At 64.8% G+C, this 16,210-nt stretch carries 13 protein-coding genes and 1 riboswitch; of the genes, 6 read left to right on the top strand and 7 right to left on the bottom strand.

Annotation, left to right across the window (positions count from 1 at the left end; translation table 11 throughout):
* Positions 1 to 101 precede the first annotated feature (101 nt).
* From JS541_RS04405 to JS541_RS04385, 5 genes are all read right to left on the bottom strand, one after another.
* Positions 102 to 383 (bottom strand): YggT family protein, encoded by a 282-nt coding sequence (locus JS541_RS04405; protein ID WP_214373270.1) that lies wholly within the window; start codon positions 381 to 383, stop codon positions 102 to 104.
* A 69-nt stretch (positions 384 to 452) separates the two neighbouring features.
* A complete protein-coding gene (locus JS541_RS04400; protein ID WP_214373269.1) occupies positions 453 to 938 on the bottom strand; it encodes a cell division protein SepF in 486 nt (161 codons plus the stop codon).
* Positions 939 to 981: 43 nt separating this feature from the next.
* A complete protein-coding gene (gene ftsZ / locus JS541_RS04395; RefSeq protein WP_214373268.1) occupies positions 982 to 2,250 on the bottom strand; it encodes a cell division protein FtsZ in 1,269 nt (422 codons plus the stop codon).
* A 164-nt stretch (positions 2,251 to 2,414) separates the two neighbouring features.
* Positions 2,415 to 3,698, bottom strand: a complete 1,284-nt coding sequence (gene dusB, locus JS541_RS04390) for a tRNA dihydrouridine synthase DusB (RefSeq protein ID WP_338023548.1) — start codon at positions 3,696 to 3,698, stop codon at positions 2,415 to 2,417.
* A gap of 203 nt (positions 3,699 to 3,901) precedes the next feature.
* Entirely contained in the window at positions 3,902 to 5,377 is a 1,476-nt protein-coding gene (locus JS541_RS04385) for a glycine--tRNA ligase (protein WP_163229858.1), read from the bottom strand.
* 168 nt (positions 5,378 to 5,545) lie between these two features.
* Positions 5,546 to 5,653: riboswitch (TPP riboswitch) on the top strand.
* On the opposite strand from JS541_RS04385, the gene JS541_RS04380 reads away from it, so the two are divergent.
* The 5 genes from JS541_RS04380 (at position 5,645) to JS541_RS04360 (ending at position 12,412) form a co-directional block, all read left to right on the top strand.
* Positions 5,645 to 6,640: a hydroxyethylthiazole kinase gene (locus JS541_RS04380; protein ID WP_214373267.1), complete on the top strand. Its 996-nt coding sequence runs from the start codon at positions 5,645 to 5,647 to the stop codon at positions 6,638 to 6,640. Its footprint overlaps the riboswitch before it by 9 nt.
* A gap of 161 nt (positions 6,641 to 6,801) precedes the next feature.
* Positions 6,802 to 9,441, top strand: a complete 2,640-nt coding sequence (gene thiC, locus JS541_RS04375) for a phosphomethylpyrimidine synthase ThiC (RefSeq protein ID WP_214373266.1) — start codon at positions 6,802 to 6,804, stop codon at positions 9,439 to 9,441.
* 29 nt (positions 9,442 to 9,470) lie between these two features.
* On the top strand, positions 9,471 to 10,337 hold the full coding sequence (locus tag JS541_RS04370; protein WP_214373265.1) for a bifunctional hydroxymethylpyrimidine kinase/phosphomethylpyrimidine kinase: 867 nt from the start codon (positions 9,471 to 9,473) through the stop codon (positions 10,335 to 10,337).
* A gap of 133 nt (positions 10,338 to 10,470) precedes the next feature.
* Positions 10,471 to 10,842, top strand: coding sequence for a thiamine-binding protein (locus JS541_RS04365; protein ID WP_214373264.1), 372 nt, complete (start codon positions 10,471 to 10,473; stop codon positions 10,840 to 10,842).
* Positions 10,843 to 11,038: 196 nt separating this feature from the next.
* Positions 11,039 to 12,412, top strand: a complete 1,374-nt coding sequence (locus JS541_RS04360) for an MFS transporter (protein ID WP_214373263.1) — start codon at positions 11,039 to 11,041, stop codon at positions 12,410 to 12,412.
* Positions 12,413 to 12,519: 107 nt separating this feature from the next.
* Here the strand turns inward: JS541_RS04360 and JS541_RS04355 are convergent, their stop codons facing one another.
* Both JS541_RS04355 and JS541_RS04350 read right to left on the bottom strand, forming a co-directional pair.
* Positions 12,520 to 13,950, bottom strand: coding sequence for a histidine kinase (locus JS541_RS04355; protein ID WP_214373262.1), 1,431 nt, complete (start codon positions 13,948 to 13,950; stop codon positions 12,520 to 12,522).
* 189 nt (positions 13,951 to 14,139) lie between these two features.
* Positions 14,140 to 14,850 (bottom strand): response regulator transcription factor, encoded by a 711-nt coding sequence (locus tag JS541_RS04350; RefSeq protein ID WP_214373261.1) that lies wholly within the window; start codon positions 14,848 to 14,850, stop codon positions 14,140 to 14,142.
* 217 nt (positions 14,851 to 15,067) lie between these two features.
* Between JS541_RS04350 and JS541_RS04345 the strand changes: the two genes are divergently transcribed.
* A complete protein-coding gene (locus JS541_RS04345) occupies positions 15,068 to 16,207 on the top strand; it encodes a hypothetical protein (protein ID WP_214373260.1) in 1,140 nt (379 codons plus the stop codon).
* Positions 16,208 to 16,210 lie beyond the last annotated feature (3 nt).

The raw sequence follows: 16,210 nt of genomic DNA, 5'->3' as shown, positions 1-16,210 counted from the left end.
GCCTCGCTGTGTTGGTATCAACACATGATGCTATCACGTACCCCACGCCAAGATGGCAGTTCGACGCCATTATGGGCGGTTTTCAACACTCTTTCGGGCCTTCAGATCAGGATGCGCAGCACGATCAGCGCGAAATATAGCACGATGAAGCTCACGTCGAGATATACGGCGCCCATCGGGATCGGCCGGATATACCGCCTCAGCCATCGCAGCGGCGGTTCGGTGAGCCGATAGATCACGTCGATCAGCGAATAGAGGATGCCCGTCGGCCGCCAACGGGGCGACAGCACGGTCACCCAATCGAGGATCATTCGGATGAACAGGATCGCGATATACACGTCGATGACGCGGTTGACGATGTACGACAGGAGATATAACAGCATGCCCCCAGCCTATCAGGCAGGCTGGGGGCATGCTGAACGCGAACTGATCGTTCGCCGGGAAACAGAGCGTCAGTCGGAGAACAGGTCGTGAGACGAGGCCGGGGCCTGCGGTTCCTCGACCTTGATATTGACCTGCGCCGGGCTGAGCAGGAAAACGCGCGGCGTGACCCGCTCGATCGAACCGCGCACGCCGAACACCACACCCGCCGAGAAATCGACGATGCGATACGCCACCGCCTCGGGAACCCCCGTCAGGTTCAGCACCACGGGAACGCCGTCACGCAGGGCGCGGCCGACGAGCTGCGCATCGTCATAGGTTTTCGGATGGATGGTGGTGATGCGCGTCACACGGCTCTGGAACGGATTCGACTCACGCGTCGTCTGAGTGCCGGAGGACTGGCTCGCAGCGGACGCCGCACCGGAAGTCATCGGCGTGACGGAATGATCGGAATCGAACGTGGCGTCCTCGGCCGGCTCGTCTTCGTACTGATCATCGTCGTCCACCACATCCGTCATGCCCAGATAGGACATTGCGTTCTTCATAAACCCTGCCATGAGGATTCCTTTCAATCAGGCTCGGCGTCTCGACTCAATCGGTTCAGCGAAGGAAATCCGGGATGTCGAGATCGCCCGGGTCGTTGGAGGACACCACTTCATGCTCCGACGTCTCGTCGAAGGAGTGCTGCGGGGTGGAGTTGGCCGGCTGTGCATACTGCTGCAACGGGACGACCGGCGTCGCCTGCTGGACGGCAGGCTGCTGGTACTGCTGTGCTGCGGGCTGCGGCTGAACCGGTGCGCTCTGATTGGGCTGCGCGGCGGCCGGCGTGGAAGAGGGCTGCGCGGCGGCAGACTGGACGATGATCGGGGCCGCGGCCGAAGGCGCGTCCTGATCGCCGTTCTTGGTCTTGGGACCGAAACCGGCCGCGATGACGGTGACGCGCACCTCGTCGCCAAACGCGTCGTCGAGCGACTGTCCCCAGATGATCTGCGCCTCAGGATGGATGGCCTTGCGCACGAGTTCAACGGCCGCCGCGGCCTCCTGAATGCCCAGGTCGGTCGGGCCGCAGATATTGATGAGCACGCCATGCGCACCCTCGATGCTCTCCTCGAGCAGCGGCGAGCTGATGGCGATCTCGGCCGCCTGCGTGGCACGATCCTCCCCGCGGGCCGAACCGATGCCGAACAGCGCGGTACCCGCGCCACGAAGGATGGTGTTGACGTCGGCGAAATCGACGTGGATGTACGAGTTGGCCGCGATCAGGTCGGTGATGCCCTGCACGCCGGCGAGCAGGGCGCTGTCGGCGGTCTTGAACGCGTCCACGATGCTCATGTTGCGGTCGGCGAGTTCCAGCAGACGGTCGTTGGGGATAACGATGAGCGCGTCGACTTCCTTACGCAGGTTCTCGATGCCGAGGTTCGCGGACGCAGAGCGGCGCGGACCTTCGAACGAGAACGGGCGGGTGACGACGGCGATGGTGAGCGCGCCCTGCTGATGCGCGGCCTTGGCGACGATCGGGCTGGCGCCGGTGCCGGTGCCGCCGCCTTCGCCGCAGGTCACGAACACCATGTCGGCGCCCTTGAGCGACTCCTCGATGTCGGACTGGTGATCCTGCGCGGCCTTGGCGCCCTTCTCGGGATCGGCGCCCGCGCCGAGACCACGGCTGGTGTTATCGGTGAGGGAGATCTTCACATCGGCGTCCGAACGCAGCAAATCCTTCGCGTCGGTGTTCACCGCCACGAATTCGACGTTCTGCAGTCCTTCGGCGATCATGCGGTTGACTGCATTGCCACCCGCACCACCGACGCCGACGACCTTGATGTTGATCTTGTCGCTAAGCTGCTCGTTCTGGGCGATTTCGCTCACCATTGTCTCCTGTCACTCACACGGTTACGCATAACTGTATCGCAGAACCCCTGATAAAGAGGGCACTTTTCTCAGCGTGTATCGGCGTTTCGCGCACGGAATACACCATTCTTTCGCAATCTCACACGATACTCGCCGGGGACGTCACCACAAGGCTGCCATCCCCGTCAGTAGCTGGCGTCCATCGGATCGTCCCCGAACAACGTCTCGCGCTGCTCGTGGGTCGTCTCGCGCGAGTCCAGCCAGCCGTACGGCAGGTGCACTTTCTTGGCGAACCGCACGCGGCCGCGCGGCTTGTCCTTGACACGCTCCGGGAACGTCATCGCCGGGTCGAGACGACCGATCTCGCGGCGCACGTCGTCAAGGCTTTCGCATTCCATGAACGCCTTGCGCGTGGAGCCGCCGACCGGGAATCCCTTGAGATACCAGGCGATATGCTTGCGCAGGTCGTGCACAGCCATGCGTTCATCGCCGTCGTAGAACTCAGTCAGGAGCTCGGCGTGACGTTCGATCACGCCGCAGACCTCGCCGAGCGTCGGATTGACGCGGATATCGTCACCCGCGAACGCATGCTTGATGTCGGCGAACAGCCACGGCCGGCCCTGGCAGCCGCGGCCGATCGCGACACCCGCACAGCCGGTCTCGCGCACCATTTCGAGCGCATCGTCCGCACCCCAGATGTCGCCGTTGCCGAACACGGGGATGTCGAGTGCCTCGACCAGCTCGCCGATGCGGCTCCAGTCGGAGTGTCCGCCGTAGTATTCGGCGGTGGTGCGCGCGTGCAGCGTCACTGCCGCGCAGCCCTCCTCCTGCGCAATGTGTCCGGCCTCCATGAACGTCTCGTGCTCGTGGTCGATGCCGACGCGGATCTTCGCGGTGACAGGGATGTTCGCCTCGCCGCACACCTTGACGACGCGCTGGATGATCTCGCGGAACAGGTCGGTCTTCCACGGCAGGGCCGAGCCGCCGCCGCGACGGGTGACCTTGGGCACCGGGCAACCGAAGTTGAGGTCAACGTGGTCGGCCATGTGCTCGTCGACGACGATGTGCGCGGCCTGTTCGACGATGGCCGGGTTGACGCCGTACAGCTGCAGCGAGCGGATCTTCTCGCTCGGCGCGAACTGACACAGGCGCAGCGCCTTCGGATTGCGGGCGACGAGCGCGCGGGCGGTGATCATTTCGGCCACGTACAGGCCGTCGGGACCATATTCCTCGCAGATCACGCGGAACGGCCAGTTAGTGACCCCGGCCATCGGCGAGAGCACGACCGGAGTGGGCACGGTGATCGGGCCGAGCCTGACCGGCGCGATCGTCACCGGCGAGACCGACGAGGACGGCTCGGCCGCCGGCTGCGACGATCCGTCGCCCGCAGCCGCGGCCATGTCGCCGCGCGGGTCGAGTCGCTCGCGGTCACGCGCCGTGAGCACGGTTTCAGCATCCTTGTTCGTCACGATATGTTGTCCCTCATCTGATGGAATAGGTTCCGGATCGAATACAAAGGTCAATAACGCACTTGGCCCCCTCTGCTGAGAGGGCTGTCATCCGCAGGATGACTGGGGGAGAGATCGGCGTTATGGCTTCTTCCCTCCCCCACCCGGCTTCGCCGGGAGCCCCCTCATCAGAGGGGGCCGAGGTCCGCTCGGCGAACAGCGGATCAGTACAGGCCGCCGGCCTCGTTGATCTTCACGGAGTCCGGCCAAGCCTCGCCGCCCATCGCGACCGGCTTTTGCGGCACGTGCGTGCGCTTCTCGCCGATGCGGGCGTCGACGTACTCGGCGACCTTGTCCAGGGAGATGCGCTCCTGGTTCATGGTGTCGCGGTCGCGGATCGTCACAGCCTGGTCGTCGAGCGTGTCGAAGTCGACGGTGATGCACAGCGGGGTGCCGATCTCGTCCTCGCGGCGGTAGCGGCGGCCGATCGCGCCGGCCTCGTCGTAGTCGATCATCCACTCGTGCTGGCGCAGGTCGGACGCGAGGTTCTGCGCGACGGTCTGCAGCTCGGGCTTCTTGCTCAGCGGCAGCACGGCGGCCTTGATCGGGGCCAGACGCGGGTCGAGGCGCAGCACGGTGCGCTTGTCGACGCCGCCCTTGGTGTTCGGGGCCTCGTCCACGTCGTACGCGTCCACGAGGAAGCACATGAGGGAGCGGGTCAAGCCGGCGGCCGGCTCGATGACGTACGGCACGTACTTCTCGCCGGTGGCCTGGTTGAAGTAGCTCAGGTCCTCGCCGGAGTGCTTGGCGTGCGCCGACAGGTCGAAGTCGGTGCGGTTCGCGATGCCCTCGAGCTCGCCCCAGTCAGAGCCCTGGAAGCCGAACTTGTATTCGATGTCGACGGTGCGCTTCGAATAGTGGGCGAGCTTGTCCTTCGGATGCTCGTAGTGGCGCAGGTTCTCCGGCTTGACGCCGAGGTCGAGGTACCACTGGGTGCGCGCGTCGATCCAGTACTGGTGCCAGTCCTCGTCGGTGCCCGGCTCGACGAAGAACTCCATCTCCATCTGCTCGAACTCGCGGGTGCGGAAGATGAAGTTGCCCGGCGTGATCTCATTACGGAAGGACTTGCCCATGTTGGCGATGCCGAACGGCGGCTTGGAACGAGACGAGGTCATGACGTTCTTGAAGTCCACGAAGATGCCCTGCGCGGTCTCCGGGCGCAGGTAGTGCAGGCTGTTCTCGTCCTCGACCGGGCCGAGGTGCGTGCGCAGCATCATGTTGAAGTCGCGCGGTTCGGTCCACTTGCCGCGGGTGCCACAGTCGGGGCACACGATGTCGGCCATGCCGTTCTCGGGCAGCTTGTCGCCGTGTTTCTCGGCGTAGGACTCCTGCAGCTTGTCGGCGCGGTTGCGCTTGTGGCAGTTGAGGCACTCGACCAGCGGGTCGTTGAACACAGCCACGTGGCCAGAGGCGACCCACACCGGGGTCGGCAGGATGATGGACGTATCCACGCCCACCACGTCGCCACGGGTGACGACCATCGAACGCCACCATTCGCGCTTGATATTGTCCTTCAGCGCGACGCCGAGCGGACCGTAATCCCACGCGGAACGGGTGCCGCCGTAGATTTCTCCGGCGGGGAACACGAACCCGCGACGCTTCGCGAGGGACACGACTTCATCGAGTTTGGATACAGCCACAATGCACCTTCTGGTTTGAACGGTTTGGGGACTAGTTAGCGTTCCCGAGTCTATAGGCACAGCGTGACAGTGATATAAGGAGCGCCTTAATACCACAGGCGGGCAAGAAACGCCAGAGGAAGGACACGAAAGAACGGGGATATGTCCATGTTGGGGCATAGCGTCGGGAGCGTAATGCAGGGGAACCCGGCCGGTGCGGCGGGTTGAGAGAGGCGCGAGCCTGACCCTTAGAACCTGTTGGTTAAGACCATCGTAGGGAGCAGCGATATGAGCGAAGATTCGCATACCGACACGCAGTCGCATTGTTGCGGTTGCGCCGATCAATCAGGCACCGATCAGTCAGATGCCGGTCGGTCCGACATCGACCATTCCGTCTGTGATCAGGCCGGCATCGATCAAACCGCCACCGAACCGACCGATCTGGCCGATCTGCGCGAGCGCATCGCACAGGCCGTGCACGATGTCAGGGAACGTACGCCGCTGGCGCAGTCGTTCACCAATTTCGTGACGATCAACCTCGTCGCGAACGCGCAGCTCGCGGCCGGCGGCACCGCGGCGATGAGCTTCCTGCCGGACGACGTGATCGACACCGCGTCGATTTCGGGCGCGGACTACATCAACGTCGGTACGCTGCTGCCGTTCTACAAGGATGCGCTGCCGCAGATCGCCCGCGCGTTCCGCAAGTCCGGCCACCCGTGGGTGCTCGACCCGGTCGCGGCCGGCATCGGCAAGACCCGCACGGAGATCCTGCGCTCATTCCGCGCCGCTCCCCCGACGATCGTGCGCGGCAACGCGTCCGAGATCATCGCGCTGGCGACCATGTGGGGACTGGTCTCCCCCGACGAGGCGAGCCGGCCGGCCGGCGTGGAGTCGGTGGACGAGGTTGATGCGGCGGTCGAACCGGCGAAGACGCTGGCGGCGTTCCTCGCTCGATCCGCGCCGCACGGCACGGCGGCGGTGGCCGTGTCCGGCAAGGTCGATCTCGTGACCGACGGCGAGCAGGTCTACCGCCTGCCGGGCGGCAGCGCGCTGATGGCGAAGATCACCGGTGCCGGCTGCTCGCTGGGCGGCGTGACCGCGACGTACCTAGCGGTCGCCGAACCACTGACGGCCGCGCTGGCAGCCTCGCTGCTGTTCAACCGCGCCGGCGAGATCGCCGAGGCGAAGTCGGACGGCCCGGGCACGTTCCAGCCGCACTTCCTCGATGCGTTGTGGAACCTCACGCCCGCACAGGTGGCGGGTTCCGCGATCGTGACGGGGTAACGGCATTCCGGCAGTCAGAAACAGATCAAGGTCACACCATCTACGCTCCCTCAGTCAGCCTTCGGCTGCCAGCTCCCTCAGCCGAGGGAGCCAAGGCTCCGCCAGCACCAATCCAACATCAACCAAGACTTTCCTATTAATCAACCCAAAAGGAAAACCACATGAACAACTATCCATTCGCATCGATGCGCGACTCGTTCGACCTGTCCGCGTATTTCGTCGTCGGCCCGCAGGACACGCACGACCGACCGGTCACCGATGTGATCGAGGAGGCGCTGCGCGGCGGCGCGACGTTCATCCAGCTGCGCGCCAAGGATGCCGACGCCAAGGAGATCACCTCGCTTGCCCAGGACATCGCGCAGATCATCGAGGACAACGACAAGTCCGATTCGGTCGCGTTCGTGATCGATGACCGCGTGGATGTCGTGTGGCAGTGCCGCAACAAGGGCATCAAGGTCGACGGCGTGCACATCGGCCAGACCGACATGGAGCCGCGCGAGGCCCGCGCGATGCTCGGCGACGACGCGATCGTCGGCCTGTCGGCGGAGACCGAAAGCCTCGTCAAGATCATCAACGAGCTGCCCGACGGCTGCATCGACTACATCGGCGCCGGTCCGCTGCACGTTTCCACGACCAAGCCCGAGGCTTCGGTCGGTGGCAATGACGGTTCCGGCCGCACGCTCGACGCGGACCAGATCAACACGATCTGCTCGGCCTGCGACTTCCCGGTCGTGGTCGGCGGCGGCGTGACCGCGGCCGACATGGACATGCTCGCGCACACCAAGGCCGCCGGCTGGTTCGCTGTCTCCGCGATCGCCGGTGCGGACGATCCGCAGGCCGCGACCCGCGCGATGGTCGAGGGCTGGAAGGCCGTGCGCGGCGACGCGAAGCACGGCTACGCCAAGCGCGTGATCGCCAAGCCGGAAACCAGCGAAGGCGCAGCCGCCGAGTCCGCCGAGCCGAAGTTCACCAACGCGAAGGAGGCCAAGGAGGCGCAGAAGCTCGCCAAGCAGCAGCGCGTCGACATCGCAGCCCGCGGCTCCAAGCAGCGCGACAAGGCGCATATCCGCAAAACCAAGTCGGTGCATTTCGAAAACCAGTTCGGCTCCTACGATCTCGAGGTGCCGTACACCGAGATTAAGCTCTCGGACACGCCCGGCGTCGGCCCGAACCCGCCGTTCCACGACTACAACACCGAAGGCCCCAAGTGCGATCCGAAGGAGGGTCTGAAGCCCCTGCGCCTCGACTGGATCCTCGACCGCGGCGACGTTGAGGAGTACGAGGGCCGCGAACGCAACCTCGCGGACGACGGCAAGCGCGCCATCAAGCGCGGCAAGGCCACCAAGGAATGGCGCGGCCGCAAGCACAACCCGCTCAAGGCCAAGGACCACCCGATCACGCAGATGTGGTACGCCCGCCACGGCATCATCACCCCTGAGATGAAGTACGTGGCCGAGCGTGAGAACTGCGACGTCGAGCTGGTGCGTTCCGAACTCGCCGCTGGCCGCGCGGTCATGCCGTGCAACATCAACCACCCCGAGGCGGAGCCGATGATCATCGGTTCCGCGTTCCTCACCAAGCTCAACGCGAACATGGGCAACTCGGCCGTCACCTCGTCCATCGACGAGGAGGTCGAGAAGCTGACGTGGGCCACCAAGTGGGGCGCGGACACGGTCATGGACCTGTCCACCGGCAACGACATCCATACCACGCGCGAATGGATTCTGCGCAACTCCCCTGTCCCGATCGGCACCGTGCCGATGTATCAGGCGCTGGAGAAGGTCGAGGACGACGCGTCGAAGCTGAGCTGGGAGCTGTTCCGCGACACCGTGATCGAACAGTGCGAGCAGGGCGTCGACTATATGACCATCCACGCGGGCGTGCTGCTACGCTTCGTGCCGCTGACCGCGAACCGCGTGACCGGCATCGTCTCGCGCGGCGGTTCGATCATGGCCGAATGGTGCCTGCAGCATCATCAGGAAAGCTTCCTGTACACGCACTTCGACGAGCTGTGCGACATCTTCGCCAAGTACGACGTCGCGTTCTCGTTGGGCGACGGCCTGCGTCCGGGTTCGCTTGCGGACGCGAACGATCCGGCGCAGCTGGCCGAGCTGATGACGCTGGGCGAGCTGACCAAGCGCGCGTGGGCCAAGGACGTGCAGGTCATGATCGAAGGCCCGGGCCACATCCCGTTCGACACGGTGCGCATGAACATCGAGATGGAGAAGGCGATCTGCAACGACGCGCCGTTCTACACGCTGGGGCCGCTGACGACCGATACCGCGCCGGGTTACGACCACATCACGTCCGCGATCGGCGGCGTGGAGATCGCCCGCTACGGCACGGCCATGCTGTGCTACGTGACGCCGAAGGAACATCTGGGTCTGCCGAACAAGGACGACGTCAAGCAGGGCGTGATCGCGTACAAGATCGCCTGTCATGCGGCCGACATCGCCAAGCACCACCCGCACGCGCAGGATCGTGATCTTGCGATCTCGAAGGCCCGCTTCGAGTTCCGTTGGCTCGACCAGTTCAACCTGAGCTACGATCCGGACACCGCGATCGCGTTCCACGACGACACGCTGCCGGCCGAGCCGGCGAAGATGGCGCACTTCTGCTCGATGTGCGGCCCGAAGTTCTGCTCGATGGCCATCTCGCAGAACATCCGCAAGCAGTTCGGCAACGCCGCTCAGCAGGAGCAGATCGTCAACGAGTCCGCCGAGGAGATCGCCAAGGGCATGGCCGCGATGAGCGAGAAGTTCAAGGAGCAGGGCGGCAAGCTCTACACCACCGCCCAGTGACCCGTATCCATCAACAGAAAGGAACTTGCATGCCCACCACGCTTCCCGCCGTACTGGCGATCTCCGGGTCGGATTCGTCCGGCGGGGCGGGCATGCAGGCCGATCTCAAGACCATGCTCGCCAACGGCGTGTTCGGCATGTCCGCGATCACGGCGATCACCGCGCAGAACACGATGGGCGTCACCGCGGTCGAGAACGTGCCGGCGAGCATGGTCGCCGCGCAGATCGACGCGGTGTTCGCGGACATCCCGCCGGCGGCCGTCAAAATCGGCATGGTCTCGTCGGCCGGGATCATCGAGACGATCGCCGACCGTCTCGCCGCGCATCACGCGCGCAACATCGTGCTCGACCCGGTCATGGTCGCCACGTCCGGCGCGAAGCTCATCGACGATGACGCGATCGCGGCCCTCACCGAACGGCTGTTCCCGCTGGCGACGCTGGTCACGCCGAACATCCCCGAAACCGAGGAGCTGGTCGGATTGATCCAGCATCAGTCCGCCGCGCTCGACACCGCGCAATGGTTCTCCCCTGCCGTCTCGCCGCTCGCACAGGCCGATGACGCGCATGCCGCGATGGAACAGGCCGGCCGCACCGTGGCCGGCCGATATGGCTGCGCGGTACTCGTCAAGGGCGGGCACGGCGTGACCGACGCGAACGATCTGCTGGTCGGACCGGACTGCACCGCGACATGGTTCCCGGGTACGCGCGTCGATAATCCGAACACGCATGGCACCGGGTGCACGCTGTCGTCGGCCATCGCCGCGAACCTCGCCAAAGGCGAGCTGCTGCCCGACGCGATCCGGCACGCCAAGAACTATCTGACCGGCGCGCTCAATGCCCAACTCAATCTCGGCCACGGTTCCGGCCCGATGGACCACGCATGGGCGAGCCGTTAAGCAGGAAGCCCTGTGGGCTTCCTGTAGGCGAGCCCTGAGCGAGGCGAAAGCCGAACGAAGGCAAAAATCCGCCGCGCCAACGGCGCGTCCGTAATTGCAGGACCGAGCCGTTGAACACAAAGGAGCAACCATCATGCCTATTGATCGCAATGCCGTCAAGCAGGAAGTCCCCATCGACCCGAAGACCGGCAAGCCCTACCTCAACACGGTCGCCGCGATTCAGGTGTCCGTCTCCGGCGCTGGCTCCGAGGTCTCGCCGTACGTGGCCCAGGCCATTCAGGTGATCCGCGAATCCGGTCTGTCTCAGGAGACCAACGCGCTGTTCACCGATGTCGAGGGCGATCTTGACGAGGTGCTGCACGTCGCCGGCGAGGCCGCCAAGAAGCTCGCCGAGCAGGGATACCGCACGAGCCTCGTGCTGCATATGGATATCCGCCCCGGATTCACCGGCCAGCTCACGGAAAAGCCCAAGATCGTCGACGAGATTCTAGGCAAGAACGCCTGATCCGTCCACTATGTGACCGTTCCCGGGCATCCGGCGCACACAAACCTAATCTATCGACAAGGACAACGCTCGCCTACACAATAGGCGGGCGTTCCGGGTTCAAGGCCGGTTTTCGCGCACACCGCGCATCCCACACAATGGGATCGTTAGGACGCCGATCGACCAGCCAAGATTCCCAAGTAGAGGTTTGAAGATCATGACTGCTGCAGAACAGCAGATTTCCGCCGCCGCGGCCGCCCGCACCAGCGAGGCAACCGCGGATCCGGCACAAGTGCAGGACATCATCTCGCGCGTGGATCGCGCCCATGAAACCACGATGTTCCATCGCATCGTCGCGCTCGTCGCGGCCGGCATGCTGATGGACAGCATCGACGTGTACATCGGCTCCGCCGTCGCGTCCAGCGCGCTGGCCACCGGCTGGTCTACCGTCAAGCAGAATTCGACGTTCATGTCGGCCGGCTTCCTCGGCCTGCTCATCGGCTCCCTGCTGGCCGGCTTCGTCGGCGATCTCAAGGGCCGCCGCACCGCCTACCAGATCAACCTGCTGCTGTTCGGCGGCTTCACGTTCCTCGGCGCGTTCGCTCCGAACATGGCCGTGCTTTCCCTGTGCCGTCTCGGCGCGGGTCTCGGCCTCGGCGCCGAGATCGTGACCGGTTTCGCGATGGTCAACGAGTTCGCGCCGATGAACCGCCGCGGCCACTGGTGCGCGATCGTCTCACTCGTCGCCAACTGCGGCGTGCCGATCGCCATGCTGCTGTGCGCGTTCATCATCCCGCGCTGGAGCTGGCGCCCGCTGTTCGTCGGCATCGGCGTGGTGGCCGCCGTGATCTGGTGGCTGCGCCGCGACATCCCCGAATCCCCGCGCTGGCTCGCCGTGCATGGCCGCTACGATGAGGCGGACGCGATCGTCAAGGAAATGGAGGCCAACGGTTCCGAACCGGCTTCCGCATTCGACACCGCCGCCGACGCGGCCGCGCAGAACCGCAACGCGGGCGGCCGTTCGCTCGGCATCTGCCTGCTCGTGGCGATCGTGGCCGTGGGCGCGACCAACGTGTGCTCGTACGCGTTCACCTCGTGGGTGCCGACGATCCTCGTCAAGCGCGGCATCAACCTGTCTGCGTCGCTGACCACGTCCACGCTCATGATGCTCGGCGCCCCGGTCGGCTGCCTGATCGGGTCCCTGCTCATCGACCGCATCGGCCGCAAGCGCACGATCGTGCCCGCGTTCCTGTTCACCGGCGTGTTCGGCATGGCGTACGCGTTCCAGACCTCGACCGCCGGCGCGATCATCGTCGGCTTCCTGCTCATGATGTGCCTGTACACGCTGATGGCGTCGGTCGTGGCCGTGTACGCGCCGGAACTGTTCGCCACCAAGGTCCGCTTCCGTTGCGTGGGACTCGCGAACGCGATCGCCAAGCTGCTCAACGTGTTGATGCCGATGGTGGTGGGCTGGATGCTCACCGCGCTCGGCGCGACCTCGATCTTCGTGTCGATCAGCGTGATCGCCATCTTCTCGATGCTCATCGTCGGCTTCTTCGGCGCCGAAACCTCCCAGCGCTCCGTCGGCTGATCTCTTACCATTAGTGGCAGAGAAGGCTCGTCTGATGTATGTCAGACGAGCCTTCTCTGTCACTAGCAACGGTGGCCACAAAAATTGCTGGCAACCCCACGCTTCTGCTACCGCAGGGGAATCAACACTGACAGCGTCCATTCATCGTTTCGCGCATTGATATCAAACACGCCACCACGAGAATCAACCCGCATCCGATATCTATCGAGCCCGGTACCAAGAGACAGGCTTGCGTGAGATGACGTATTATCCAGCGCCGTGTCCACGAGCGCGATCTGCACGGCGTCGCGGCCGATGCCGATCGTAAGCACATAGCCGCCGGCGGGATCGGCGTGTTTGGCGATGTTGCCGTACAGTTCCTCGAGGAATCCCGCGATCAGATCGTCCGGCTCGGCGCTATCGTTCGCATTCGTGATGATCGTCTGGCCGTCGAAACCGAGTTCCTTGAGCCGATGATCGCCGGCGTATGCAATCGTACGCAGTTGCTCGGCGAGCGGGCAGTCGTCGCGTTCGGCGTTCGGATTGACGACGGATAATCCGGATGATCGCCGCGCATGATGACTTCCGAACGACGACGACGCGCCGGAATGGTCGGATGGCCGATCGTCGATGCATGGTGCCACGGATGGAGCGGTGGCACCGGTGCGACCGTTTGCCGCTGTCGCCTGCTGCCCGGTTTCCCGACCCTCGATCACGCCGATGACCTGATGCGTGCGGTCAAGCGCGCCGGACGCCACGTCGCGCAGCTCGCGCAATTCTTCGACGCCGGGCGATTTGCCGTCGGCGATATCCTTGTCCAGTCGCAGGATCAGGTACGCGAGATCGTTCGACACGTAGTCGTGGATGTCCTGCGCGGCGCGGGCGCGTTGGCGGCGGTAGGCGAGTTCCATGCGCTCGCTGTGCCGCTCATGGTTCCAGCGTGCGGCCATGCCGCCGAGCAGGAATCCCGCGAACAGGACGGCGACCGGCGCGATGCCGGACATCGCGACCGTGCCGAGCAGAACGTGATCATTGGGATCGGTGGCTGTATTCGCCGGATCGTCGGCGTTGCCGGATGATGACTGATTCGATTGATCCGGCTGGCTGTCTGACGATGGCGAGTCCATATTACTGCTGTACGACGATCCGGTTCCGGTATTTCCCGATGGCAATGCGACGCCGCCTTGGGTGAACATCCAGACGGCCAGCGCGATGATGGTGACGGCCACGGCCGTGCGACGATAGGCGTAGCCGAGGATGCCGATGGCGGCCAGTAGACACAGCAGCATGGCCGACGGCATGTCGACCGCGGCGACGCTGAGGGACGACCACAGCGCCGTGACCGTGAACGCGCCGGTCACCGGGCGGAACGCCATGAGCATCGTCGCCGCCACGACAGCGAACGTGCACGCCGCATCCGCGGCCGGCATCACGCCGGATGTCACGGCTCCCAGGGTTTCGCCGGCGCAGACCAGCGCCACGACCAGCACCGCCGTCAGCAGCCACGCGTTGTCCGTCCGCCGGTCGGCGTCGTCCAACCGTTCCAGCCACTCAGTCATCCTCCGTCACCTCGCTTTCACATATATGTCATTTCGACCGAGCGAAGCGAACGGAGAAATCTTTCCAGCGCGACAACGACAAGAAAGATTTCTCGACTCGGCTTCGCCTCGCTCGAAATGACAAATTCATTTGGTCGTCCCCATCGATACAGCCGGTTCATTGGGCTTTCGCCCGACATGGCAGCAGGATCAGAACACATGCCGTCGCACGCAGATCGAGATCGCGTGGGCGCGGCTGCGGGCGCCGAGTTTGGCGAGCGCCCGCCGCTCGAACGTGGCAACCGTCGGCGTGCCGATGCCGAGCCGATCCGCAATCTCGCGCGTGGTCAGCCCGTCCGCGTACAGCCGCAGCACGTCCCGTTCCTTGGGCGAAAGCGCCCCGCGGCCGGCGTCGTACGACGCATCCTCCAGTAAGGTGTGCGCTTCGGCGGCGTCGAGGAACTGTGGCAGTCCGGTATTCGCGTTCGTCGCCAGCCCCAGCGCGGCGCGTCGGATCGCCACGGCCATACCGGCAAGATCGGTTTTGCTGACCAACGCCTGCATGCCGCAGCGCGTCGCCTCGTCCAGAAACGAGTCGACCGCGTACGAGGTCACGCCGACCACGCCCACGTCCGCGCGTTTGACGCGGATCGCCCGGCATACCTCGGTGCCGGGCACGTCGTTCATCGACATGTCGGTCACGAGCACGTCCGGCCGTTGCGCACGGTTCAGGCATCTGCTGATCGCGACCGCGCCGAGTTCGCACGTCCAGACCACGTCAAACCGCGCGTCCATGCGCGCGATCATCGTCGAGAGCACGGCCACCGCGTACGGATCGTTGTCGACGATGCCGATATGAATACGCGCGTTTGCACCGTCAGCAGCAGCATGGTCATACCGCTCTCCAGACGTCCCGGTCATGCGCACCTCCCCGTGTCACCATCATGCGCGCCCGCGCGGCCGCACCGTCGCGCCGCGTCATACGGGCTATGACATCCATCATTCCACGGCTCGCGTCTGTTCCATACTGGAATCACCACAACACGCCGAGCGAGTGGGCGATCACCGTGTCGATTATCCGACGTGGCCCGCCGCCCGGCTTGGACGGTCGTCACAGCCGACCGGAAAGGAGGCCATCATGACCTCGGTACACACCAATCCCGCCGCGCAAGGCCCGAACACGCCTCCGGACGGCAACGCCGACCGCCGCACGACGCGTCCCGCACACGGCGTCGTGAGCCGTTTCGCGCAACAGTGCTCGTGGAACCGCGCCCACTGGATCGGCGTCATCGCCCTCGCGGTCCTTCTGTTGCTGATCTCGTATTCCCGTCTCGCCACGTTCCTGCCCGAACTCGACGGCCGGCCGATTCCGGATGGTTTCGTTTGGACGCCCGTCATGACGGCGGGTTACTGGCCGGTCGGATTGGGTGTCGCGAATCTCGTTCTCGGCTCGATCCGTTCCGGCTCGCTCTCGTTTCCGTTGGTCAGCGCGCTGATGGGACCGCTTGGCTTCGGCTGGGCGCATCTGCGCATGCTCGGCTACGTCGAATACTACCGGTGGGACGACTGGCTGGAGCTGATGCGCGAGCATGGTGGGGAGTTGGCCGTGCAGGCGCTGGGCGGATGCGCGGTGTTGCTGCTCGCGTACGCCGCAGTGGCGTTCTGTTGCTTTGCGATTGGCCGATACGGATTGCGCCGACTGTTCATTGCCCCATCTGAGACGAGCGCGAGCGGCCGGATGGTCACGTGGGCGCGGCGTGACGCGGTGCGGTTCGGCTGCTGGCTGACGCTGGCGATCACCTATGGATTGGTGATCGCGTTCTCGCTGATACGCGGGCAGCTGGCGATGGCCGCGGCGCTGATGATCAATTTCGTGGTACCGCCGGTCCTGCTGGTGACGTGCGGCGCATACGCGAGCCGTGACGCGGCGATGCCGGGCGGATGCCGGGTCGCCGGCCCGGGAACGAACGCCGGCGAAGCCGGACCGGACGGCGGCAGGCAGCGAGTGGTTCCCGATTGGCTGCGTTCGCTGCTGTTCCCTGCGGCGTGCACGCTGATCGGCGCGGTCGCGGTATTCGTGTTGGCTGCACCGTATCAGGATGAATGCCCGATCAACGGCGTGTGCACGCCGATCGGCAACGGCTGGTTCATCGACTGGACGACGCTGGTCGATACGGTGCCGTCGTTTCTGGTGCTGTATCTCGTCGCCGGCTATCTCGGCTACGGTGTGGTGCTGATCGTGCGGTTCATCGCCCGCGCGATACGTTCCCGTTTATGACCA

Origin of the sequence: Bifidobacterium sp. SO1, assembly GCF_018555335.1 — a bacterium.
GTDB lineage: Bacteria > Actinomycetota > Actinomycetes > Actinomycetales > Bifidobacteriaceae > Bifidobacterium > Bifidobacterium simiiventris.
This window is presented reverse-complemented; position numbering and strand designations above follow the sequence as displayed.